Genomic DNA, 22385 nt, shown 5'->3' on the forward strand with positions numbered 1-22385 from the left:
TTAAGTTCGGCTCCCTGTATCGGGGGAGCCTTTTTTGTTTGCGCTGATGCCAAGAGTGAGATGACCCGTGCCCTATTTCTCTTTCCTGCTGGCGCTGGCCCTGCTGGCCCTGCTGGGCCTGCCTGTCTGGGCGACTGAGGGTCGCGCCACCCAGCCCCTCGATGTATTGCAACAAGCCCAGGACTTGCCTGATGGCTTTGCCGATCACTTCTTCGACGTTCCGCTGGCGGTGCGCATCCTGGTGGATGGGCAACTGCTGGGGGAGGGCGAGATAGTGCTGGGCAAAGACACCAGCGTGCAACTGCTGACCCTGACCGACGGCCACGAGAGTGAGCTGGACGAGCGCACACGCCAGCGCTGGGTCGAGGTGCTGGCCGTGCCTCACCGTCTGGGCCCGTGCCAGAGCGAATGCGCCAATGGCGTGCTGGCCCTGGAGTACAGCCTGGAAAACTCCCAGCTCTCGGTGCTGACTACCCGGGTGGAGAGCGGATCACAGCAGGCCCGCTACCACCAGCTGCCTGCCGCGGGCAGCTATGGCGCCCTGATGCGCCATCAGCTGAACCTGACCCTGGGGGAGGAAGAGCAGCGCAGCGGCCGCTACAACCTTACGGCCCAGGGCAGCCTCGGCCAGTGGACCCCCTTGCTGGAAGGGGAGCTGAGCCAGTTTTCCGGCCAGCCTGCCCAGCACCATGTGCAGCAGCTCTATGCCGAGCATGAGGGGGAGGGGCGCTTCTACCGGCTGGGCTATTTCTCCCCCTATGCCCAGGGGCTGGTGCGCCAGCCTGCCCAGTTTGGCGGCGGTACGCCGACCGTGCTCGGGGTCATGCTGGGGGATTCGGACACCCTGCTGGTGGAGCAGGGCAAGGCCAGCACAGTCCCGCTCTATGTCACCCCGAGTCGGCCCGGCATGGTCGAGATCTACAAGGATGGGTTGCTCATCAACTCCCAGCAGGTGGGCTCGGGGCTGCAGGCCCTGGATACCCGGGTGCTGCCCACCGGCATCTACGAGGTGGAGCTGCGGGTGCTGGAAGATGGCCAGGTCACGGAGCGGCGGCGGGAGATGATCTACAAGCCGGGCAACTGGCAAAACCCGGAGGAGACCTGGCGCTTCAACCTGTTTATGGGCCAGCAGACCCGGCTGCTCAGCGACCGGGACGAGAAGCGCCCCGAGAGCACGAGTGGCGGCGTCATGCTCAACCACCTGCTCACCCCCTCGGTGATCCTGGGGGCGTCCAGCCAGTACATAGACCAGCGCTGGCAGCACGGTCTCTCGGCGGACTGGAGCCCGGGCAACCAGTGGCGGCTGTTTGGCAACCTGATGGCGACCCAGGGGGTGGGCACCGGCTTCGATCTGCAGGCGCTCTATCACTATGGGGATGGCAGCCTGGTGCTCAGTCATCAGCAGCAGCGCTATCAGGGGCTGCGGGAGGGGGAGGCGCGTGACCTTGCCCAGAGCAACCTGTCGTTGCAGCAGCGGCTCGATGAGCACCACTCCGCCAACCTCTATCTGGCGCATCGGGAGGGGCAGGGGCTGGGGGCCGATCTGGGCTGGCGTTACAACGGCGAGCTGCTCGGCCAGGGGGTGAGCTGGAACCTGACGGTGTTTGACCGCCCGGGCAGCATCAGCACCGACAATGCGCGGGACAGGGGCAGCATGCTCTCCCTGAGCATGAACCTGGGGGGAGAGCGCAGCCAGCTTGCCATCGGCATTGGCAGCCGGACCTCCCGCTCCGGCGGGCAGGAGCGCAATGCCTCCCTCGGTTACCAGCAGTGGCTGGAGTGGGGCGCCTTGCAGAGTGTCGGGGCCAACCTGACCACAGACAGCTATGGGGTCGGGATGGCGGGCTATGCCCGCTTTCAGGGGGCGCTCGCCAGTGGCGACGCCCACCTGCTCTCTTCTTCCTACAACCGGGCCCTGAGCGGCGGGCTCAACCTCGACAGCACCCTGGCCTTTGGCGATGAGGGCAGCCTGACCCTGACCGGTCAATCCCAGGGGTATGAGGCGGGCATGATAGTGGATCTGGAGTCCGACCTTCCCGAGCTGGCCCTGCGCGCCTATGACGATCAGGGGGGGAATGTGATGCTGAGGCCCGGCCGCAACCTGGTGCCGGTCACTGCCTATCGCGGTGGTGCCGTGCAGCTGGACATGGCGGGTGCCGGAGCGCCGTCGGTGACCATTCGCCCCAACCTGCTGCCCTATCACCTCAACAAGGGGGGAGTGGCCTATCACAGGGTGCGGGTGATGAAGACGGTGACAGTGATAGGTCGCCTGCTGGATGGGCAGGGAACGCCGCTCAAGGGGGCCATGGTGGTCAACCACGCGGGGCGTACCGTCAGCGAGGCCGATGGCTTCTTTGCGGTGGAGATGAGCGAGCGAAACCCCAGCTTGCAGGTGGAATTCCATGGTGCGCAGCAGTGCGATCTGGCGCTGGATACGGCCCGTACCGAACGTCAGCAGGATCTGTTGTTGCTGGGGGATCTGGTGTGCAGCCCCGAGATTTGGGCCAGCCAATAGGCCCTCGAACAGGAGTCGAAGATGAGAGTAAAGATGATGCTGTGGTGGTGGCTGGCCCTGTTGTTTGGGGGGGGCGCCCAGGGCGCCACCCTGAATGTGACGGCGGAATATAACCCGGCGGCCTATGAGGCGGGGGGAGCCAAGTTTATCAACACCACCCCCTGCACCCAGTTTCCGGACTCGCCCGGTTTCTGGTGCAGCACCACTGCCACTGTGGAGACGCCCCAGGCCGTTCGGTTCGATGCCAATATCAAGCGAAAGGTGAAGGAGAGCGGCGACAGCCGGGAGGGGGTGCACTATCTCGGTTTCCCGGGCGCCCGTGACGTGACCCTGGTCAAGCAGGGGGGAGGCGCATCCTACAATCTCAAATTTATCGTGACGGCTGTCGGTTCCGAGATGAATGTGGGCTCGGTGCCTGCAGACACCACTATCTCGGAAAAAGGGGATTGTGCTTACGCCAGTGCATGGAAGAACAACTCGTCTCTGTTCGTCTATCGCAACGTCAAAGAGTCCACCAGCGCATCCGGTGGCCGCTGCCATGGACAAAACGCGGGCTCGGTAGGCAAGGATCTCACTATCAGTTCGATTTACCTGGGGTATAAGTTGAAAGCCCCCAATCCACTGGCGATGGAAAATGGCACCTATACCGGCAAGCTGACATTATCCATGGGGCATAACCTGGACTTCGATTTCGGCGCCGGCACTTATACGGACACTCAGCTGACCGTTAATTTCACCATCAAGGTTCGCCATCAGATCAAGGTTGATTTTCCGGCTAGCGGGAATCGCGTCGTCTTGCAGCCCCCGGGAGGATGGTTTCACTGGATTTATCGTACCCCTGATTATCTGGATGCCGTGCTGCCGGCGCGCTTCTGGGTCGCAGTGCCTTATCGTGTCAGCCTGAGTTGCCAATATTTGAATGCGCGAGGGGATGGCTGTCAGATAAAGAATGACAAGAGTGACCATAAAGTACCAGTCAAGGTGTATGGCACCGGCATTCGAAATCAGGAATGGCCTGTCTATGCTGGAAAAACCGATATATATGCATACCATAAAGTATTGTCTGACATTAATAGACCATTCAGATTCGTCGTGGAAAAGCAATCCGTGCAAGAGATGATGAAATATCCTGGCAGTACCTATAGAGGTGATATCACCATCATCATCGATGTGACCATCAATTAACCCTTATTACAGTCCCATCTCTTTTGCATAGTGAAACAGGGCGCTATCGCTTTGCAGGCCGAGCCGCAGCATGGCGCTCTTTTTCTGGGTGCTGATGGTCTTGACGCTGCGGTTGAGGTACTCCGCCACCTGAGTGACCGACATGCCGCTGGCAAGCAGGCGTACCACCTCGTTCTCCCTGGGGGTGAGCTGCACCGCGGGGGGCTGGTGAAGCAATCCGGCCTCGGCCAGCACGGTGTTGACCGAGTTGCCTATGTAGTGCCGGCCTGTCTTTATCTGGCGAATGGCGTCCGTCAACTCATTGAGCACGGCCTTCTTGAGAATGATGCCGCGCACCCCCGACTGGGCAAGTGATTGCAAGATACCGGCGTTGTGTATCTGGGTCAGCACTATAATGGGCAGCTCGGGATATTCCCGCCGCAATTGCTGGATCATGGCCAGACCATCGCAGCGTTCATCCCCCGGCATGCTGAAATCGGTGATCAGCAGATCGCAGTCATGTTGCTGCAATGTTTTCAATAATTCAGAAACCTGATGGGCTTCGGCAACAATATCGCAACCGATGTGACTCTGGGTAATGAGGCTGCGGATCCCGGCCAGTATCAATGGGTGATCATCGGCGAGAATGATTTTGAAAGACATGATTGAGCCTCATATAAATCAATGAATAATATTCAGGGTGTTAAACATGTGGATTATATAATACTTTATGTGCCGATTTTTTCCGAGCAATAAAATGAAACATGTTTTCCAGCTTGCTGACAGGGTGAAGTGTTACCCATCGATTTTATTCAGACTTGCCACCTTAGCACTGCTATTTAATTTCATCATATATTGCCACTCTGCTATTGCCGCCAGCAAGCTCCCTTTGCAAGTGATAAAGGTGGGGGTGCTGAAGGGTGGCTGGGGGCCATTTCAGCAATGGGATGGAAATAATGGCAGCGGCTTCAGTGTGGAGCTTATGGCCTTATTGGCCAAGAATCTTGACTATCGCATCGAATGGAAAGTCTATTCGGACTGGCGTCATCTATATAAGGCGAGCTGTCGCGGTGATGTCGATATTTTGCTGGATGCCTTTCGCGCCGACGAGCGCAAGTGTATCTCCTACAGCCGCCCCTACTATTCATCCCCGACCGTGGTCGTGGTTCGCCACGACAGCCCTCTCTTTCGGGATGTCAGCGGCCTGAGCCAGGCTAGGATCGCCATCGAGATCGGGTTTCTGACGGACAAGCTGGTCCGGCTGCACTATCCGTCGGTTTCCCGCATCCTGTTTTCCGATTCGAGCTCGGCCCTGCGCGCCGTGTTGGAGGGGAAGGCCGATGCCTATATTGGCAATCTGCATGTCACCAACGAGTTCATCGGGCAGCACCCTGAGCTGGCCGTGGTGGCCCAGTCCCCCCTCTTGATGGAGAGCCTCCATCTGGGAGTCAGCAGGCATAAACCCAGTCTGGGGGTGCGGCTCGACACCGCCATCCAGGCCCTGACGGTGGAGGAGCGCACCGAGCTTGAACGGCGCTGGCTGGGGGGTAGCCGCCTGAGTTTTCAAGGTCATAGCGGCTTCTTGCTGCGACCGGATGAGCGGGAGTGGCTCGCTCAGTTGCCCCCGCTCAGAGTCGGCCTGCTCGAGGGTTGGGCGCCCTTCTCGTTTTTGGACAGCCAGGGGCGGGTAAGCGGGCTCATCGGCGACTACCTCGGCCTGTTCAAGGAAAAACTGGGTCTGGCCTATCGCCATCGAACGGACCCAAGCCGTTCGGCTCTGTTGCAGGCGCAGCTCCACCAGGAGGTGGACCTGATAGTGTTGCCCCTTCGCGTCAGCCAGCGGCTCACCGGCTGGCAGGTGAGCCAGCCTATCGCCTCCTTCCCCGTGGTCATCGCCACTGCGCGGGGCAACCACAGCATAGGGGGCTTTGCCGAGCTGGCGGGCAAGCAGCTGATCGTGACCGATCGCATGCTGGTGGCCGAGCTGAAGGCACGTATCCCCCATGTCATCGTCACTGTGGTGTCCGGCCCTGAGGAGGGGCTGGCGATGGTGGCCGCCGGTCGTGGGGATGCCTATATGGGCAACCTGGCCGTGCTCTCCCGGGTGATTGATGAGCGCTTCGGCGACAACCTGCACATAGTCGCCCCCACCCCGTTTCGGGACGAGCTGGTGGTGGCGGTGCGCGAGTCCTATGCCCCCCTGCTGCCCCTGATCAACCGGGTGCTGGCGAGCATGAGCGACAAGGAGAAGCAGCAGATCCGCAATACCTGGCTGGCCTTGAACTACAGCGAAGGTATCCCGTGGCAGAAGCTGCTGCGCACCCTGATCCCCATCGGGGCCGGCGTCCTGCTCGCCATCCTCATCCTCAGCATCGCCTACTGGCGTCTGCATCGGGAGATAAGGCGCCGCCGCGAGGTGGAGGCGGCACTCGCCCATGCCAAGGAGCTGGCGGAGCGGGCCGCCAGCAAGAAAGCCGAGTTTCTGGCGACCATGAGCCACGAGATCCGCACCCCCATGAACGGCATCCTCGGCATGGCGGAGCAGTTGAGTTTTACCCCGCTGGATCTCGAGCAGCGCCAGATGGTCGCCATCATCAACCAGGGGGCCGAGGGGCTGCTGCAGCTCATCGGCAATGTGCTGGATTACGCCAAGCTGGATGCGGGCAAGATGCAGCTGGCGCCCACCTCCTTCCTGTTGCGGGAGCTGGCCGACAATGTGCTCACCATGATCAGCAGCGAGGTGGAGCGCAAGGGGCTGCAGATCTATCTGCGGGTGGATGATGAGGTGGGGGCGCGCTTCAACGGGGATGTACTCAGGCTCAAGCAAATCTTGTTCAATCTGGTGAGCAATGCGGTCAAGTTCACAGAGCGTGGTTTTATCGAGCTGTCGATAAGCCAGGAGTGGCAGAGTGCCGGTGAACAGCGGCTGCTGTTCGGGGTGCAGGACACCGGCATCGGCATGAGTGCCGAGGTGCAGGCCCGCATCTTCAATGCGTTTGAACAGGCCGACGGTGCCACCACCCGCAATCATGGCGGCACCGGGCTTGGGCTCAGCATCAGCCATACCCTGGCGGAGTTGATGGGGGGGACGCTCAGGCTGGAGAGTGCCCCCGGGGTGGGGACCTTCATCGGCCTCTCGGTCACCCTGGTGCTCGAACGACAGAAGGAGTGTGATCCTCTTCTGGCCGGATTGCGGGCCTTCCTGGCCGTGGACGATGAGAGGTTGCGTCATACCCTGCGCCAGCACCTGTTGTCACTGGGGGTGCAGATGTGGGAGGAACCGGGAGGGGCCGATCTCATCTTCGGCGAGGCGGGCGATCTGCCGGACAACGGCATCTGCATCGCCCCCCTTGGCAATGTGCTGGGCTATCAGCGGCGAGACGGAGTCTACTGGCTCAACAGCAATCCCCTGACCTGGCAGGCGGTGCGGGAGGTCTGTCATCGTCATCTCGCCCTGGGTGAAGTGGCGCCCTTGCCTGCGGCTTCGCCCCTGACAGAGGCCTCCCTGCCGCTGCCCGCTCGCGTGCTGGTGGTGGAAGACAATCCCCTCAACCAGACCCTGATCCGGCGTCAGCTCAGGCAGCTGGATCTGGGGTGCGATCTGGCTGAACATGGCGGGCAGGCACTCCTCATGCTGGAGCAGCAGCCATATGAACTCATCCTGTGCGACTGCCAGATGCCGGTGATGGATGGCTACGACTTTACCCGCAGGGTGCGCGCCACCCGGGACCTGGCTTCCCTTCCCATCATCGCCATGACCGCCAATGTGATGCCGGAGCAGGCGCAGCGTTGTCTGGCCGCGGGGATGAACGATGTGCTGGGCAAGCCGGTGCTGCTGGAGGGGCTGCGCGGCATGCTGACGAAATGGCACCTGCTGCCGTCCCCCGGTCTGCTGGATGTGGCCGCGTTGCAGCGCCTGTTCGGGACGGGTGAACCCTTAGCGCAGATGCTGGGCCAGTTTTGCGAGGAGCTGGCGCAATCCCTGGCACAGGTGCAGGAGGACGACAAGGGATTGGCAGACTGGGTGCATCGCCAGGCGGGCACCATCTCCATGATGATGGTCGAGGATCTGGCGCAGCAGGCCTGGCATCTGGAGGAGAAGATCCGTCGGCAGGGGGCGAGGGCGTGCGAAGCCGAACTGAGGGAATTCAGGGCGCTGCTGGGGCAGATCCTCGATGAACTGAGGGCTATCCTCCCTCGCGCCTGAGGCGGCCTCAGCGGGCCGCCATGGCCTGCTGGGTTTGCTGGCTCGGAACGGCGTGCATGGCCTGGGCCAGCCACTCCCAGTCCAGTGGCGGTGTACCCGCCTTGAAGCGCTGGTAGGCCTGGCCCTGATGGATGGTCAGGAACAGGGTCGTCGACAGGCCGAGGCGGTTGAGATAGCGCACCATGACGTCACCCTGATAGTTGTGCAGGCGTTGCTGCAGTTGGGGCAGGCTCAAGCCCTGCTCCTGGCCGGTTTCATCCCAGATTGCAAACATGCGAGGCGGCTCCTGACGGTGAGGAGTCCACTGTTTCGAAAAACGCGGGGCGGGGCAATTGTCAGATCTGACAGTGCCAAATGGCATCTTTCCAGAAAAGCGAAAACCCGGCGCCAGGCCGGGTTCTCTGAAGGATGGTGGAGGGAGAAGGATTCGAACCTTCGAAGGCAGAGCCGTCAGATTTACAGTCTGATCCCTTTGGCCGCTCGGGAACCCCTCCACAGGGGTACTACTTTTTACAGGCCTGTCACGCAATGCAAGAAGATGGTGGAGGGAGAAGGATTCGAACCTTCGAAGGCAGAGCCGTCAGATTTACAGTCTGATCCCTTTGGCCGCTCGGGAACCCCTCCACGGGGTATTTTCCTGATTGTTCGCACTTGAATGGTGGAGGGAGAAGGATTCGAACCTTCGAAGGCAGAGCCGTCAGATTTACAGTCTGATCCCTTTGGCCGCTCGGGAACCCCTCCCCAAGTGCGAGGCCGCATACTACCAGATCCGGCAAGGTTGTGAACCCCTTGGCCGCATTCTGACGACAAAAAAGTGTCAACTGGTTGTTTTTTGATATGTTTCGCTCAAAATTTACGCTTTTCAATGACTTTTATGTCGATGTCCGAGAAGGCCGGCAGGGAGGGCATAAAAAGAGGAGCCACGATGGGCTCCTCTTTTTTATGCGGGAAAGGGTGGCAGTGGCGAGGCTCAGGCGTCTGAGGTGCGTGCCTGCTGGCAGCCCTGAACCGCGTGGGCGATGAGCTCGAGGGCGCTCTGCTCGCAGGGGGGCAGCTCCTCGTCGCATTGGCCGAGCGGGGTGATGCGAGGGCCCCATTTGATGAGGGCGGCGCCCCAGGTCAGACCGGCCCCGAAGGCGGCGGTCAGCAGATAGTTGTCCGGCTTGACCCGACCCTGCTCCAGCGCTTCGCACAGGGCGATGGGCACTGTGGCGGCGGAGGTGTTGCCGTACTGCTCTATGTTGACCATCACCTTCTCCATGGGGGCGTTCATCCGCTTGGCCAGGGTCTCTATGATGCGCACGTTGGCCTGGTGCGGGACTATGAGGTCGATCTGCTCGGGGGCTATGCCGGCCTGGGCCAGTACGGCACCGGTGGCCTCGCCCATGCCGCGCACGGCGCGCTTGAAGATCTCCTGCCCCTCGAAGTTGAAGGTGAAGAGGCCGTCGATGTCGGCGAAACGCACCCGATCAGTCCCGAAGTTCGGCACGTGCAGTATCTCCCGCGCCTCGCTGTCACAGCCGAGCTTGCTGGCAATCAGGCCGCTCTTCTGCTCGCTCGCCTCTATCACCACGGCGCCCGCGCCGTCGCCAAACAGCACTGCGGTGTCGCGCTTGGCCCAGTCCAGCAGCTGAATGAGACGCTCGGCGCCTATCACCAGCACCTTCTGCATCATGCCGGTCTGCACCAGGGAGGTGGCGACCGAGAGCGCATAGACGAAACCGGTACAGGCGGCATTGAGGTCAAACACAGCCGCCTTGTGGGCGCCCAGGGCCTGCTGCACGGCAGAGGCGCAGTTCGGGACTAGCGTGCCCGGGGTGGCGGTGGCCAGTATGATGCCATCGAGTTCACCGGCGTCCAGACCGGCGCAGGCCAGGGCGCGGCGGGCGGCCAGGGTGGCGAGCGCCTGGGTGCTGACGTGGGAGACCCGACGGGCCTTGATGCCGGTACGCGGATAGATCCACTCATCCGAGGTATCCATGATGGTGCTGAGGTCATCGTTGGTCAGCACTGCGGGGGGGAGGCATTTGCCCCAGCCGGTGATATTGGCGTATTTCATCTTGTTATCGCTTCTTGTTGTGGATCGCCCGCGGGCGGAAAAGTGCGCAATTATGTCGTACAGGCTTTCCAGTGTCATCCCGCGGGGAGGGGAGCGCAAGGGGGCGCAGGGAGAACAAGGTGGTGATTTTGCTTAAATTCCTGCTTCTCCATGTCTTAAGATGAGAGCCCGACCCAGGCTCTCCCTTTCCGAGGTGTTGTCAGTGCACAAAGCGAATCTCAACCTCTTGCCCACCCTCAAGGTGTTGCTGGAGACCCGCAACATCAGCCGGGCGGCGGAGCTGCTGCACCTGAGCCAGCCCTCCATCAGCAAGCAGCTCGGCCAGCTTCGCAGCGAGTTTGGTGATGAGTTGCTGGTGCGGGAGGGGCAGCGCTGGCTGCTGACGCCGCGGGCCGAGAGCCTGGCGGCGGCGCTTGCCGATTCCCTCGGTGCCCTGGAGCGGCTCTATGCGGCGCCCGAGTTTGCCCCCGAGCGCTGCGAGCGGGTGTTCCGGCTCGCCTCCTCCGACTACGTGGCCCAGCACATACTGCCCGACATCTGTGCGGCCCTGGCCAGAGCCGCCCCCCTGGCGGCGCTGGAATACAGCCTGTGGGACAAGCGCCAGCTGCCGCAGCTGTGGCAGTCCGAGCTGGATCTGGTCTCCACCATCACGGAGCTGGTGCCGGATCAGATCCGGGGGCTGCACCAGGGGGAGGACAGGCTGGTGATGCTGATGGGGCGCCACCACCCGCTCTCGGGCACGGCGCCCAGCCTGGATGACTATCTCGCCTGGCCCCATCTGCAGGTGAGCGGTGGCGGCGACAAGGACAGCCCGGTGGAGCAGGTGCTGGCGCCCCTGGGGCTCTCCCGCCGCTGGTTTGCCCGGGTGCCCTTCTTCCAGGCGGCGGTTGAGGTGTTGCTGCGCACCGACTGCCTGATGACCACCCCGGCCCACATCGCCTGGCAGCTCTCCTGGGAGCACGCCCTGAGTTTTTGCGATCTGCCCTTCGCCACCCGGGTGCAGCAGTATCATCTGCTGTGGCACCAGCGCCACCACCTGGATCCGGCCCACCGCTGGTTTCGCGAGCTGGCCTACCCCTTCCTGCGGGATCACCTGCAGCGCACCCTGGGGGAGAGCCGCAAACAGCTGGATCTGAAGGCAGACCACCTCAGCCAGGGGTAGTCAGTTATGCCAGCCTATAGCCGTTGGCTATGGGTTCTATTCATAACTTTCACTTCTGGCATAGCTGGCCGCCTCCTACCCTGATCACAGCTAGACACATTCAACTTGAGAGAAGGAAAGGGTATGGAAATGACGAGTTGGCTGGCGCTCGCCGCCATTTGCGTGATGGGGGCCATCAGTCCGGGGCCCAGCCTGGCGCTGATCATCCGCAATACGGTGCAGGGGGGACAGGGCCACGGGGTGGCCACGGCGCTCGGCCACGGCCTGGGAGTGGGGATCTACGCCCTCATCACGGCGCTGGGTCTCTCTGTGCTGATCACCCAGACCCCGCTGCTGTTTGATCTGATCCGCTACGGCGGCGCCGCCTTTCTCGCCTGGCTCGGGATCAAGGCGCTCTTGGCCAAGCCCGCCGGTGGCGACGCTGCCGACGAGACGGTGCACGGTGCCCGTGGCCGTCAGGGGGCGTTTGAAGGCTTTATGGTGGCCTTCTTGAACCCCCAGCTCGCCATCTTCTTCATCGCCCTGTTCAGCCAGTTCGTGCACGCCGATACCGGCTGGCGCGAGGGGAGCATCATGATGCTGACCGCCGGCGGCATAGACGCGCTCTGGTATGTGCTGGTGGCCCTGGTGCTTTCCCGCGGGCCTGTGCTGGCCTGGCTCAAGGCCAAGTCCTTCGTGATCGACAAGATAAGCGGCCTGGTGTTGCTGGGATTGGCGCTCAAAGTGGTGATCTGAGCTCTCCCGCGGTCTGTCCATGGCTCTCCTGGCTCAAGGCCAAGTCCTTCGTGATCGACAAGATAAGCGACCTGGTACTGCTGGGGCTCGCGCTCAAGGTGGTGATCTGAGCTCTCCCGCGGTCTGTCCATGGCTGGCCTGGCTCAAGGCCAAGTCCTTCGTGATCGACAAGGTCAGCGGTCTGGTGCTGCTGGGATTGGCGCTCAAGGTGGTGATCTAGACCAGCGTCTGGTGCCAGCGTAGTCGGCACCATCTCTCTGCACCCTTTTCCCCTTGCGGGAGAAGGGTTGGGGATGAGGGGCGACCACATAGGCTTGTCTCGGCCCGGCGAGAGCCGCTTCTCCTGCTTAGGAATGTCGGCCTGATCCAATCCTGCATTCTGCGGTGATCTTAAGCGGGATCAAGGCGGGGGGCGCCTGGTCTAGCTAGAGTGACGGGCATTTCTCGTCCGCCTTCAGACCAGACCCATGCAGGATCACACCCAGACTAACCGCCTCGAGCTGCTGGCTCCGGCCAAGAACCTCGCCTACGGCATCGAAGCCATCAACCATGGCGCCGATGCCGTCTACATGGGCGGCCCCGCCTTCGGTGCCCGCAGCGCGGCGGGCAACTCCCTCGACGATATCGAAGCGCTGGCGCGCCACGCCCACCGCTTCGGCGCCCAGGTGTTCGTCGCCTTCAACACCTTGCTGCACGACCAGGAGCTGGAGCAGGCCCGGCGCCTGACCCACCAGATCTACGAAGCCGGGGCCGATGCGCTCATAGTGCAGGACATGGGCCTGCTGGCGCTCGACCTTCCTCCCATAGCGCTCCACGCCAGCACCCAGACCGACAACCGCACGCCGGAAAAGGTGAAGTTCCTGCAGGACGTGGGCTTCTCCCAGGTGGTGCTGGCCCGCGAACTCTCGCTCGAGCAGATCCGCGAGATAAGCGCGGCGACCCAGGTGCAGCTGGAGTTCTTTATCCACGGCGCCCTCTGCGTCTCCTACAGCGGCCAGTGCAATATCAGCCACGCCCGCACCGGCCGCAGCGCGAACCGCGGCGAGTGCGCCCAGCTCTGCCGGCTGCCCTGCTCCCTGCAAACCCCAGGGGGGGAGGTGCTGGTGGAGAACAGCCACCTGCTCTCCTTGAAAGACATGGATCAGAGCGCGAACCTGGAGGCGTTGATCGCCGCGGGCATCCGCTCCTTCAAGATTGAGGGGCGCCTCAAGGGGCTGGACTACGTCAAGAACGTCACCGCCTGGTATCGCCAGAAGCTGGACGCCATTCTCGAGCGCCGCCCCGACCTGGTGGCCTCCTCGGCCGGTCGCTGCTCCTACGGCTTTACACCGGATCCCAAAAAGAGCTTCAAACGGGGCAGTACCGACTACTTCCTCCATGGCCGCCAGCCGGGGATCGACTCCACCAGGAGCCCGAAATACGTGGGTGAACCCCTGGGCCGCGTCAGCAGGGTGACCCGCGACGGCATAGAGATAGACGGCAAAGCCGTGAGCCTCAACAACGGCGATGGCCTCGGCTTCTTCAAGCCGGGGGGCGAACTGGTGGGGATGCGCCTCAATAAGGTGGAAGGTAAGCAGTTACTGCTGTCGGAGCGCATGCCGGGTCTGAAGGTGGGCACCGAGATCTTCCGCAATCACGATCAGGCATTCAGCAAGTTGCTGGAGAAGCCGAGCGCGGATCGCCGGATCCGGGTCGATATGCGGCTCTTTGAGTGTGAGGAGGGGATACGGCTTGCACTTGTGGACGAGCAGGGCATCGGCGCCTCCGTCACGCTCCCCTGCGACAGGCAGCCGGCCGACAACCCGGCGCGGGCGCTGCAACAGGCGCGGGACCAGCTTGGCAAACTGGGTAACACCCTGTTTGTGGCACGCCAGATTGAGTTGGCATTCACTTCGCCCCTGTTCATTGCCGCATCGATGCTCAACGGCCTGCGCCGGGACGGCATAGCCGCCCTGGAGGCGGCCCGTCTGGCCGCCTACCGGCGACCCGAGCGGCGCATCCCTCTGCGCGACGCCACCTATCCCCAGCACCGGCTCTCCTACCTCGGCAACGTGCTGAACAGTGCGGCCGAGCAGTTCTTCCGCGAGCACGGGGTGGGGCGCATAGCCCCCGCTTTTGAGGCGAACAAGGAGCAGGGGGAGGTGGTGCTGATGATCACCAAGCACTGCATCCGCTACAGCCAGCACCTCTGCCCCAAGGAGGTGCCCGGACTCAAGGCCGAGCCGCTGGAATTGAAGATGGGTAAAGACAGTTTCCGCCTGCGCTTTGACTGCCACCGCTGCGAGATGCAGGTGATGGGCAGCCTCAAGGGGTGATGGCTGCCCGTGTGGGCATAGGGTGGGAGCGGATTTGATGGCAGTATGGGAGCGCTGCCTTGTCACGGATATCCCCTGATGAGCAGCCTTCCCAAGCCTTCCTCTGCTGACATAGGAGCTGTCATGAACATCAATGCATTGCCATTTTGCACGACCCGCTGGGCCGACATAGCGCCGACCGAGCACAAGGGGGAACGCGGCGTCGCCCGCTGGCACAGCCAGCAGTTTGGGGAGCTGCGGGTGCGGATGGTGGAGTACTCTCCCGGCTACCTGGCGGATCACTGGTGCAGCAAGGGCCACGTGCTGCTCTGCCTCGAGGGGGAGCTGCACACAGAGTTGCAGGATGGCCGTGTCTTCACCCTGACGGCGGGCATGAGCTATCAGGTGGCGGACAACGCCGAGCCCCATAGATCCTACACCGAACAGGGCGCCCGCCTCTTTATCGTCGACTGAGCCGCGCCCTTTCCCATTTTCCCTTACGCTCCAGGATCTTGCCCATGCTTGAACTCAGACCCAACTGTGAATGTTGTGACCAGGATCTGCCCGCCGACACGGCGATCGCCTATATCTGCTCCTTCGAGTGCACCTTCTGCGCCCAGTGCAACGATCAGTATCTGCACCTGACCTGCCCCAACTGCGGTGGCGAGCTGGTCAGGCGTCCGCGCCGCCTGGCGGCCAAGCTGGCGGCCAATCCCGCCTCCATCAAGCGGGTCTTCAACCCCGCCCTGAAAGCGGCCCTGCGAAACAAGGCAAGATAAGTCGCGCCTCGATCCCGGACCCCTTGCCCCGGCCCCTGGGCTGAACGGCACTCCGTCCAGATTGTGCTTTACCTTCTCCCGGCGGTAGCCCCTATCAAGGGACTCCAACCAGAGGAGAGAGCGAGATGACGGAGCGATTTGCAGGAGAGGGGGCGCAGGTCTATGACGAGCGCATTCCCTTGCTGGTGCCCGGTTATGAGTTGCTGCATCAATTGAGTGCCGCTCAGCTGATGACGCGGCTCGGCCCCGGCGCCCGGGTGCTGCTGGTGGGGGTGGGCACCGGCAGCGAGCTGGTGCTGCTCGGCAGGCTCTGCCCCGGCTGGCAGTTTGTCGCCCAGGACATCTCGGCCGACATGCTGGCGCTGGCGCGCCACAGGGCCGAGGAGGCGGGGATGGGAGCGCGGATCAGCTGGTTGCAGGGAGACCTGCCCACTGCCTCGTTGCAATGCGACGGCGCACTCTGTCTGCTGGTACTGCATTTCTTGGAGAAAGCCACCAAGGCGGCCTTGCTTGCCGATATCTCCCGCCAGCTCAAGGCGGGGGCCCCGCTGCTGCTGGCGGATCTGATGGTGCCACCGGATCCGGTCGAGTGGACCGTGATGGGGCAGCAGGCCCGACTGGCGGGTCTGCCTCAGTCCGCCAGTGCGCGCATGGTACAGCGGCTCGAACAGGACTTTATTCCGCTCGATGAGAGGCAACTTCAGCAACTGTTACAGGGCGCGGGCTTCGAGGCGGGGCAGCGCTACTTTCAGGCGCTCGGCTTTCACGGCTGGTTGGCGCTGCGGCGTTGAGCCAGCCTTGACGCCACATCGTTGCGGGGGGAGGAAGGAGGGGCGCCTCAGTCCGGGAACCCTGCCCGGCGGGGCCCGCAGGCGCCCGCCGCAGATCACACCACTTATTTCTCCATCACCACATTCCAGGGGCCATCCGCCTGAATAAAGAACACCGCCGGCTCCGCGCTCTCCACCTTGGCCACATGGGGCACCTTGTCGGTCAGGGCGAAGTAATCGCCAGGGCCGAGGGGGTACTCCTTGCCTGCGACCGTCAGGGTGACGGCACCCGACACCAGGGTCACATAGTGATCCGCGTCGTGATGATGATTCGGCGTCACCAGCCCCGCCGGGTATTTCAGGAAGAACCGGCTCTCCCCTTTGGCCATGTCACCGGAGACCGGTGCGGCGGCGATGCCGTTGCCCATGTCCTTCCACTTGAGATCGGCCTTGGTCATCACCAGGGTCGACTCGGCCCGGGCGGGGACGGCGACCAGCAGCAGAGCCGACAGCGAGAGGACGACGGCATACATGAATTTCATCTGCTCTCTCCTTTGCGAGTTGAACGACCCGTTCAAGGGGGCGAGGCCGTCAGGGTCTCGCCTCTCCAAGCATAGGGTCTGGGCAGCCTGCCCGCGGTGCCTGGCCGATGTGGCGCTTTAGGTGGTGATGCCCTCTAGGTGCAGCAATGCCTGCTTGATGGGCAGGCCCCCCGCATAGCCGGTCAGGCTGCCGCTTTGGCCTATCACCCTATGGCAGGGCACTATGATCGACAGCGGGTTGCGACCGTTAGCAGCTCCGACGGCGCGGCTCGCACTCGGCTTGCCGATGGCGCGCGCTATGTCGCCGTAGCTGCGGGTCTCGCCGTAGGGGATGTCGCACAGCGCCTGCCACACCGCTTGCTGAAACGCCGTGCCCCGCGCCGCGAGCGGCAGGGTGAAGCGCTGCAACCGCCCCGCGAAGTAGTCTCGAAACTCGGCGAGGAAGGGGGCGAGCGCCTCGCCGTCCTGCCGCCAGTCGCTCATGTCGGGCAGTGGCCGCAGCCCTGCCACGAAGTCCACGTGCACCAGACCGCGCTCATCGATGGCGACCAGCAGATCGCCGCAGCGGGTGGGCAACATATCGTAACGGATCATGGGGTTGTCTCCTTGGGTTCGTTGTCTGGGTGCTCCCGTGCCGGGTCTGTCAGCAGCGCGGGCTGCTCGCTCATGGCGTGCCATAGCCAGCTCGCGGCGTAGGCGCGCCACGGCTGCCAGGAAGCGCTTCGCGCCTCCACCTCCTTCACCGGCAGCTTGGTGCCGCCCCCGAGCGCCTTTTGCAGCACGAGATCCGAGGCGGGGAAGGCGTCCGTGTCCAGCCCGCAGCGCAGCCGCCAGTAAGCGACAGTCCAGGGGCCTATGCCCGGCAGCGCGAGCAGTTGCTCGTCACTCGCGCTGCCCAGGGTGAGGGCGCCGCTCGCGAGCGCCGAGGCCAGCCCCTGCAGCGTGCGGATGCGGCTGCCCGGCATGCCGATGCCGTCGAGATCCAGATTGCACAGCTGGGCCGGGGTCGGCAGCTGTGCTATGCCAAACTGCGCCAGGGTGCGCGCCACCAGGCGCCCCATGATGGTGATGGCACCCTTGACCGATACCTGCTGGCCGACGATGGCGCGCAGCATCACTTCATACTCGTCCCAGCCCCCTGGCAGCCGCACCCCTGGCCAGCGCCCCTGTATCCGCGCCAGCAGCGGATCCTGCCCCAGCTGCTCGCCAATGCGCCCCATGTCAGCGTCCAGATCCCACATGCGGCGCACGCGATACAGTATGTCCGGCAGTGCACTCGGCGGCAGATCCTGCACCGTCAGCCTGAGCCTGTCCCCCTCGAGGGGCTCGATGCGAACTAGCCCCTCCTGCTCGCCGACCCTGTGGCGCCGCTCGTAACCGCGCTCATCCACCCGCTCCAGCCCCGGAATGGCGCGCAGCCGGTAGAACGCGAGCATGGCCCGGGCATCGAATGGCGGGCGATATTGCAGGTGCAGTTGCAGGCTCGTTTGCGGCGTCTCGGCTGGCGCAGCGCCCTCCCGTTTGCGCAAGGCGCCGGGCGTCAGCCCGTAGGCCTGTTGCCAGGCATCGTTGAAGCGACGAATGCTCGCAAAGCCAGACGCGAACGCGACGTCCGTGATGGGCAGATGCGTCTCCGTCAGCAGCCGCTTCGCGAGCAGCAGGCGGCGCGTCTGCTCCACCTGCTTTGGCGAGGCGCCGAGGTGTTGCTCGAACTGGCGCCGCAGCGTGCGCTCCGTGATCCCGGCCTGCGCCGCGAGCGCGCCCAGGCTGCTTTCCCCGAGTTCACCGCGCTCTATGCGCGCCAGCACCTGGGCGACCAGGGGCGGCAGATCGCCGCTCTGGGACGGCGCCAGCTCGGGGCGACAGCGCAGGCAGGGACGCAGCCCGTGCTGCTCCGCCGCCGCCGCGAAGCGAAAATATTGCACGTTGTGCTCGTGCGGCGCCCTCGCAGGGCAGATGGGGCGGCAATAGATGCCGGTGGACAGCACGCCGGTGAAGAAGCGGCCGTCGAAACGTGCGTCTCGCGCGAGCCGGGCGGCGTGGCACTGCTCGCGGGTGAGGCCGGGGATGATCTCGTCCTGGGGCGATGAGACGGGGGACGCTGTGTTCATGGCATGACTCGGCTGAGGTTGTGCATGTCCCAGAGACTAAGCGGGTGCAAGGGGAGTGACTAGCCAAAAACGGACAGGAATAGCAAAAAAAGTCGGGCGCTCGGGGAGGGGATGAGAGGGCGCAGCGCTGGGCCGCGCCCCGGGGAAGGCGCCTATTTCAGGTAGCGTTGTTCCAGGTGCTTGCGCAGCCACTGCGGATTGAGCGCCTCGCCGGTCGCGCGGCGAATGAGCTCGTCCGTGCCGTGCAGGCTGCCCTGGGACCAGATGTGGCGGCCGAGCCAGCCAAAGATCTCCGGCAGGCGGCCGGACTCGATGAGCTGGCCCATGTCGCCGAGTTCACGCTCGAGCGCGAAGCGCAGCTGCGCCGCGTACATGGCGCCGAGCGTGTAACTCGGGAAGTAGCCGAATGAGCCGTCCGTCCAGTGAATGTCCTGCATGCAGCCATTCTGGTAGTCGCCCTGGGTGGAGAGTCCGAGCCACTGCTGCATCTTCCCGTCCCACAGCGCGGGGATGTCCGCGACCTCGATGCGCCCCTCGATGAGATCGCGCTCCAGCTCGTAGCGCAGTATGACGTGCGCCGGGTAGGTCACCTCGTCCGCATCGACGCGGATGAAACCGGGCTCGACCCTGTTGTACAGCTTCTCGAGGTTCGCCGGTGCGAGTGCGGCCTGCTCGCCGAAGTGCGCGCTGATGCGCGGCGCGAGCAGCGAAAGGAAAGCGGGGTGATGGCCGAGCTGCATCTCGCAGAACAGGCTCTGGCTCTCGTGAATGCCCATGGATCGCGCCTCGGCGACCGGCTGACCGAGCAGATGGCGCGGCAAGCCCTGCTCGTAGCGTGCGTGGCCCGTCTCGTGCACTATGCCCATCAGGCTGGAGACGAATTCGTCCTCGTTGTAGCGCGTGGTGATGCGCACGTCCGTCGGCACGCCGCCGCAGAACGGGTGGCTGCTCACGTCGAGCCGGCCGTGGGCGAAATCAAAGCCGAGCAGCCCCATCACCTCCTGACCGAGCGCCTGCTGTGTTGGGATCGGGAAGGGGCCTTGCGGGATCAGCATGGTGTCGCGCTTTTGCCGCTCGCTCACCTGCTGGATGAGGCCAGGCAGCCAGCTCGTCAGATCGCCGAAGATCTGATCCAGTCTCGCGCTCGTCATGCCGGGCTCGTACAGCGCCAGCATGGCGTCATAGGGGCGCACCCCGAGCGCCTCGGCGCGCAAGGTTGCCACCTCCCGCGACAGGCGCACCACCTCCTCGAGGTTAGGGGCAAAGCCCGCCCAGTCGTTCTCCTTGCGCTGGCGGCGCCAGGCGTGCTCGCACTTGCTGCCGGCCAAGGAGAGCGCCTCCACCAGCTCGCCTGGCAGCAGGCTCGCATCCTGCCAGTGGCGCTTGATCTCCGCGAGGTTGGCGCGCTGGGTCGCGTCCAGCGGTTCGCTCTCGGCCCTGGCAATCCAGTCGCCCAGCTCCGGGGCGGTACGTTTGCCGTGGATCAGCACGCCGAGCTCCGCCATCGCCTCGGCGCGGGCCTCGTTGCCCCCCTCCGGCATCATGGCGGCCTGATCCCAGCCGCAGATGGCGGAGAGGTGGGAGAGGCGGTGCAGTTGTTGCTGATGTTGTTCGAGTTTCTGATATGACATGGGATTGTCCTTGTTATCGTCCCTGATGGTATGCACCCCGTACCTGGCATGATCGGGGCAGCCCGATGCTAGCACTGTGCCGCGGGCGGGGGCCACCCTCAGGCGGTCAGCCGAGGCGCTTCTGGTGCCGTTCGCGGTTCTCGGCCTTCTTGCGCTCGCTCTTTCGCAGCAGCACATAGAGCGCGCCGCTGCCGCCGTGGCGCCGCTCGGCGCTGTGGATGGCCATCACCGCAGGCAGTTGCGGCAACCAGGCGCTGACATGGCTCTTGAGCAGGGCGCGCGGGGTGCTGCGCTCCCCCTTGCCGTGCAGGATCAGCAGGCAGCGGATGTCCCGCACTTCGCACTCCGCAATGAACTGCACCAGGGCGGTTCGCGCCTCGTTGATGGTCTTGTGGTGCAGGTCGAGGGAGCCTTGCAGCTCGTACTTGCCGAGCCGCAGCTTCTTGTAGACCCCCTCTTGCACACCGTCGCGCTTGAAGCCGACGATGTCGTGGGGGTCCAGCATGGGGACAGCCTCCATGCTGAGGTGATCCAGAGTGAGCCGTTCGGCGGTGGCGGCCTCCCGGCGCGCGAGTTGCGCCTCGGTCGGCAGGCTGTTGCCCGCGCTGAGGGCTATGTGGTCGCTGCGCAGCGGCCGCACATCGGCCACTTCCTGCAGGAACAGTGAGAGTTCGTCGTTATGAGACACGGCAGGCTCCCCGCATGAGAATGAGGGGGCATTATAGCGGGCCTGGTCTGTGCTTAGAATGGCGGGGGCGCGGCGGGCTCAGGGGCCCGCACCTGGTGTCGCGCCGGTTTATTGCTCCTCGCGCGGCGGCTCGGCGTGCATCACCTTGTAGATGAAATAGACCGCATAGGCGCTGATCAGCAGGAAGGTGCCGATAATCACCAGCATGGACATCAGCCCCACGCTGTTGCCGAACATCAGGTTCATCCAGAATTCCATCTCGTTCACTCCTGTCATTGCGCGATGACAGGCATGATAGATACCTCTTTGGGTGGAATGAGATGATCTCGATCAAGTCCCTTCGCGGTTATTTAATCGGCAACCCATTCTGTGAGCGGCCTCGCACCCGGCGCCCCGCTTGGCGGCAGGGCACCGCTCTGCGGACTTAGTCTGCCGCTGCGGGTTCGGTGAGCGACGTGATGCGCCAGCCCTGCTGCTCCAGCAGCGCGAGCAGGCCCTGTTCGCCGTAAAGGTGCAGGGCCCCTACCACGATAAAGCTCTCGTTTGGCAGGCCGGGCCACTTCTTGACCCAGTTGCGGTTGCGCTCCGCCAGCAGGGTCTGCTCCAGCCAGGCTTGCAGCTTGGGCGGCGCCATTTCCTCTTTGAGCAGGTTGATCAGGGTGGCCTGATCCCCGTTCTGCCAGGCCGCCATTACCTCGGTGAATCCCTTCTCGAGCTCAGGCAGCTCATCCAGGGTGCTCTCCAGCATCAGGGTCTGGTTGTCACCGACGCTCGCCAGATAGCCGAGCTGCTCCAGCAGGGTCTCCAGCCCGACTATGGGTTTGCCGCCGTCGTTTGCCCGCCTGGCGAAGTGCTGATCCACTCCGAACTCGCCGCGAAAGCCGGTGCGCTCCAGGGCCGCCTGGGTCAGGGTGATGGCCGCAAACCAGGGGCGCAGCGGGGCCAGCATGCTCTCGTTCAGGCCGTTCTGGCCGGCGGCGATCAGGGTACGCCGGTAGAGATCCATGGGCAGGTGATCCTTGAGGGTCTTGCCGTCAACGAGCCGGGTGATGGCCCCCATCTCCTGCCACTGCGCCTGGCTGATATGGGTCATGTCGACCTCCATCACCAGGGCGCGGCTCTGCTGCCAGGCGCGCTCGACGGGATCCGGCAGGGGATAGAGGGAGGGCTTGCCCGCGTGGATGGACCCCAGCAACCAGTGCTGCTCACTGCCCTTGCTGATGCGATAGAAGGCCGGATCGGCATAGGCGTTCAGCGGCAGCAGCAGCCAAAGCAGTAAGGAAAGCAGCGTGCGATGGAATCTCATGAGGCACCTTATGTGAGCGGGATGAGTGCACTATGATAAGTCCTCATTTGTCACAGCCAAGAGGTTTCCCATGCCCCACCTTCGTTTTCGGGCAGTTTCTGTCGACACCCTGCAGCAGATAAGCACGCCCTTGCTGGCGGATCTCTGTGCCCTGACTGGCGGCCAGCCGGAGTTCGTCACCCTGGAGTGTGTCGACAGCATCCAGGTGAGAAATGGCGAGCGAGAGGCCGGTTTCCCCTTCGTGGAGCTGGTCTGGTTCGAGCGCCCGCAGGAGGTGCAGGATGCCGCCGCCGCCCTCATCACCCGCCACCTCAAGGCGGTGCAGGGGGAGCAGACCTATGTAGTGGTGCAGGTGTTGCCCATCGTCAAGAGCGCCTACTACAGCAACGGCCAGCACTACTGATCAGATGCTGGCGCTCGGG

Annotated in this window: 20 protein-coding genes, 3 tRNA genes and 1 pseudogene; 11 read left to right on the forward strand and 13 right to left on the reverse strand. The window is 63.6% G+C overall.

The genetic code is table 11. The features are described from left to right. Nucleotides 1-67 precede the first annotated feature (67 nt). Together WIR04_RS04535 and WIR04_RS04540 are read left to right on the forward strand one after the other, a co-directional pair. On the forward strand, nt 68-2515 hold the full coding sequence (locus WIR04_RS04535; RefSeq protein WP_338890802.1) for a fimbrial biogenesis outer membrane usher protein: 2448 nt from the start codon (nt 68-70) through the stop codon (nt 2513-2515). 21 nt (nt 2516-2536) lie between these two features. After that, nucleotides 2537-3700, forward strand: coding sequence for a hypothetical protein (locus tag WIR04_RS04540; protein ID WP_338890803.1), 1164 nt, complete (start codon nt 2537-2539; stop codon nt 3698-3700). A 6-nt stretch (nt 3701-3706) separates the two neighbouring features. Here WIR04_RS04540 and WIR04_RS04545 read toward each other — a convergent pair whose 3' ends face one another. Beyond that, nucleotides 3707-4342, reverse strand: coding sequence for a response regulator (locus WIR04_RS04545; RefSeq protein ID WP_338890804.1), 636 nt, complete (start codon nt 4340-4342; stop codon nt 3707-3709). Nucleotides 4343-4436: 94 nt separating this feature from the next. Between WIR04_RS04545 and WIR04_RS04550 the strand changes: the two genes are divergently transcribed. Then, nucleotides 4437-7886, forward strand: coding sequence for a transporter substrate-binding domain-containing protein (locus WIR04_RS04550; protein ID WP_420883444.1), 3450 nt, complete (start codon nt 4437-4439; stop codon nt 7884-7886). Between the two features lie 7 nt (nt 7887-7893). Here WIR04_RS04550 and WIR04_RS04555 read toward each other — a convergent pair whose 3' ends face one another. From WIR04_RS04555 to WIR04_RS04575, 5 genes are all read right to left on the reverse strand, one after another. Beyond that, the gene (locus WIR04_RS04555) at nt 7894-8160 is read right to left on the reverse strand and encodes a hypothetical protein (RefSeq protein WP_307765844.1); all 267 of its coding nucleotides are present in this window, start codon (nt 8158-8160) and stop codon (nt 7894-7896) included. A gap of 135 nt (nt 8161-8295) precedes the next feature. Beyond that, nucleotides 8296-8380, reverse strand: a tRNA-Tyr gene (locus tag WIR04_RS04560). Between the two features lie 45 nt (nt 8381-8425). Then, nucleotides 8426-8510, reverse strand: a tRNA-Tyr gene (locus WIR04_RS04565). A 32-nt stretch (nt 8511-8542) separates the two neighbouring features. Then, nucleotides 8543-8627: transfer RNA gene (locus WIR04_RS04570), tRNA-Tyr, on the reverse strand. 229 nt (nt 8628-8856) lie between these two features. Next, nucleotides 8857-9945, reverse strand: coding sequence for a ketoacyl-ACP synthase III (locus WIR04_RS04575; RefSeq protein WP_338890805.1), 1089 nt, complete (start codon nt 9943-9945; stop codon nt 8857-8859). A gap of 202 nt (nt 9946-10147) precedes the next feature. Between WIR04_RS04575 and WIR04_RS04580 the strand changes: the two genes are divergently transcribed. The 7 genes and pseudogenes from WIR04_RS04580 (at nt 10148) to WIR04_RS04615 (ending at nt 15706) form a co-directional block, all read left to right on the forward strand. Continuing rightward, nucleotides 10148-11107: a LysR family transcriptional regulator gene (locus tag WIR04_RS04580; protein ID WP_338890806.1), complete on the forward strand. Its 960-nt coding sequence runs from the start codon at nt 10148-10150 to the stop codon at nt 11105-11107. A 123-nt stretch (nt 11108-11230) separates the two neighbouring features. After that, entirely contained in the window at nt 11231-11842 is a 612-nt protein-coding gene (locus WIR04_RS04585) for a LysE family translocator (protein ID WP_338890808.1), read from the forward strand. A gap of 127 nt (nt 11843-11969) precedes the next feature. Next, nucleotides 11970-12062, forward strand: a pseudogene (locus WIR04_RS04595) (LysE family translocator); the annotation flags it as partial. 247 nt (nt 12063-12309) lie between these two features. Next, a complete protein-coding gene (locus tag WIR04_RS04600) occupies nt 12310-14157 on the forward strand; it encodes a U32 family peptidase (protein WP_338890810.1) in 1848 nt (615 codons plus the stop codon). Nucleotides 14158-14280: 123 nt separating this feature from the next. Next, nucleotides 14281-14610: a DHCW motif cupin fold protein gene (locus WIR04_RS04605; RefSeq protein ID WP_025328040.1), complete on the forward strand. Its 330-nt coding sequence runs from the start codon at nt 14281-14283 to the stop codon at nt 14608-14610. A gap of 44 nt (nt 14611-14654) precedes the next feature. After that, nucleotides 14655-14915 carry a DUF1272 domain-containing protein gene (locus tag WIR04_RS04610; RefSeq protein WP_338890813.1) on the forward strand — a complete coding sequence of 87 codons (261 nt, stop codon included), beginning with the start codon at nt 14655-14657 and terminating at the stop codon, nt 14913-14915. A gap of 125 nt (nt 14916-15040) precedes the next feature. After that, complete coding sequence (locus WIR04_RS04615) at nt 15041-15706, forward strand: class I SAM-dependent methyltransferase (RefSeq protein WP_338890815.1); 666 nt, start codon at nt 15041-15043, stop codon at nt 15704-15706. 104 nt (nt 15707-15810) lie between these two features. On the opposite strand, the gene WIR04_RS04620 is transcribed toward WIR04_RS04615, so the two are convergent. The 7 genes from WIR04_RS04620 to WIR04_RS04650 form a co-directional block, all read right to left on the reverse strand. Further along, nucleotides 15811-16227: a cupin domain-containing protein gene (locus tag WIR04_RS04620; RefSeq protein ID WP_338890817.1), complete on the reverse strand. Its 417-nt coding sequence runs from the start codon at nt 16225-16227 to the stop codon at nt 15811-15813. A gap of 117 nt (nt 16228-16344) precedes the next feature. Then, the gene (locus tag WIR04_RS04625) at nt 16345-16821 is read right to left on the reverse strand and encodes a methylated-DNA--[protein]-cysteine S-methyltransferase (RefSeq protein WP_025328037.1); all 477 of its coding nucleotides are present in this window, start codon (nt 16819-16821) and stop codon (nt 16345-16347) included. Beyond that, nucleotides 16818-18338: an AlkA N-terminal domain-containing protein gene (locus tag WIR04_RS04630; protein WP_338890820.1), complete on the reverse strand. Its 1521-nt coding sequence runs from the start codon at nt 18336-18338 to the stop codon at nt 16818-16820. The genes WIR04_RS04625 and WIR04_RS04630 overlap by 4 nt, the downstream gene beginning before the upstream one ends. Nucleotides 18339-18490: 152 nt before the next feature. Next, complete coding sequence (locus WIR04_RS04635) at nt 18491-19969, reverse strand: carboxypeptidase M32 (protein WP_338890822.1); 1479 nt, start codon at nt 19967-19969, stop codon at nt 18491-18493. A gap of 106 nt (nt 19970-20075) precedes the next feature. Continuing rightward, nucleotides 20076-20657, reverse strand: coding sequence for a DNA endonuclease SmrA (gene smrA / locus WIR04_RS04640; RefSeq protein ID WP_338890824.1), 582 nt, complete (start codon nt 20655-20657; stop codon nt 20076-20078). A gap of 108 nt (nt 20658-20765) precedes the next feature. Beyond that, on the reverse strand, nt 20766-20915 hold the full coding sequence (locus WIR04_RS04645; RefSeq protein ID WP_080675213.1) for a DUF3149 domain-containing protein: 150 nt from the start codon (nt 20913-20915) through the stop codon (nt 20766-20768). Between the two features lie 166 nt (nt 20916-21081). Continuing rightward, complete coding sequence (locus WIR04_RS04650) at nt 21082-21963, reverse strand: TraB/GumN family protein (RefSeq protein ID WP_025328033.1); 882 nt, start codon at nt 21961-21963, stop codon at nt 21082-21084. A gap of 70 nt (nt 21964-22033) precedes the next feature. Here WIR04_RS04650 and WIR04_RS04655 point away from each other — a divergent pair, with 70 nt between their 5' ends. Further along, nucleotides 22034-22366, forward strand: coding sequence for a DUF1904 family protein (locus tag WIR04_RS04655; RefSeq protein WP_338890828.1), 333 nt, complete (start codon nt 22034-22036; stop codon nt 22364-22366). The last annotated feature ends 19 nt before the right edge of the window (nt 22367-22385 follow it).

The sequence above is a fragment of the Aeromonas rivipollensis genome (assembly GCF_037811135.1).
Taxonomy (GTDB): Bacteria; Pseudomonadota; Gammaproteobacteria; order Enterobacterales; family Aeromonadaceae; genus Aeromonas; species Aeromonas rivipollensis.

Excerpts from the sequence above, each read along its gene's own strand:
- WIR04_RS04655 (WP_338890828.1), top strand. The coding sequence starts at position 22,034 with ATGCCCCACCTTCGTTTTCGGGCAGTTTCTGTCGACACCCTGCAGCAG.
- WIR04_RS04605 (WP_025328040.1), top strand. The coding sequence starts at position 14,281 with ATGAACATCAATGCATTGCCATTTTGCACGACCCGCTGGGCCGACATA.
- WIR04_RS04540 (WP_338890803.1), top strand. The coding sequence starts at position 2,537 with ATGAGAGTAAAGATGATGCTGTGGTGGTGGCTGGCCCTGTTGTTTGGG.
- WIR04_RS04630 (WP_338890820.1), bottom strand. The coding sequence starts at position 18,338 with ATGAACACAGCGTCCCCCGTCTCATCGCCCCAGGACGAGATCATCCCC.
- WIR04_RS04620 (WP_338890817.1), bottom strand. The coding sequence starts at position 16,227 with ATGAAATTCATGTATGCCGTCGTCCTCTCGCTGTCGGCTCTGCTGCTG.
- WIR04_RS04555 (WP_307765844.1), bottom strand. The coding sequence starts at position 8,160 with ATGTTTGCAATCTGGGATGAAACCGGCCAGGAGCAGGGCTTGAGCCTG.
- WIR04_RS04615 (WP_338890815.1), top strand. The coding sequence starts at position 15,041 with ATGACGGAGCGATTTGCAGGAGAGGGGGCGCAGGTCTATGACGAGCGC.
- WIR04_RS04550 (WP_420883444.1), top strand. The coding sequence starts at position 4,437 with ATGAAACATGTTTTCCAGCTTGCTGACAGGGTGAAGTGTTACCCATCG.
- WIR04_RS04625 (WP_025328037.1), bottom strand. The coding sequence starts at position 16,821 with ATGATCCGTTACGATATGTTGCCCACCCGCTGCGGCGATCTGCTGGTC.
- WIR04_RS04545 (WP_338890804.1), bottom strand. The coding sequence starts at position 4,342 with ATGTCTTTCAAAATCATTCTCGCCGATGATCACCCATTGATACTGGCC.
- WIR04_RS04585 (WP_338890808.1), top strand. The coding sequence starts at position 11,231 with ATGGAAATGACGAGTTGGCTGGCGCTCGCCGCCATTTGCGTGATGGGG.
- WIR04_RS04610 (WP_338890813.1), top strand. The coding sequence starts at position 14,655 with ATGCTTGAACTCAGACCCAACTGTGAATGTTGTGACCAGGATCTGCCC.
- WIR04_RS04645 (WP_080675213.1), bottom strand. The coding sequence starts at position 20,915 with ATGGAATTCTGGATGAACCTGATGTTCGGCAACAGCGTGGGGCTGATG.
- WIR04_RS04600 (WP_338890810.1), top strand. The coding sequence starts at position 12,310 with ATGCAGGATCACACCCAGACTAACCGCCTCGAGCTGCTGGCTCCGGCC.
- WIR04_RS04575 (WP_338890805.1), bottom strand. The coding sequence starts at position 9,945 with ATGAAATACGCCAATATCACCGGCTGGGGCAAATGCCTCCCCCCCGCA.
- WIR04_RS04635 (WP_338890822.1), bottom strand. The coding sequence starts at position 19,969 with ATGTCATATCAGAAACTCGAACAACATCAGCAACAACTGCACCGCCTC.
- WIR04_RS04650 (WP_025328033.1), bottom strand. The coding sequence starts at position 21,963 with ATGAGATTCCATCGCACGCTGCTTTCCTTACTGCTTTGGCTGCTGCTG.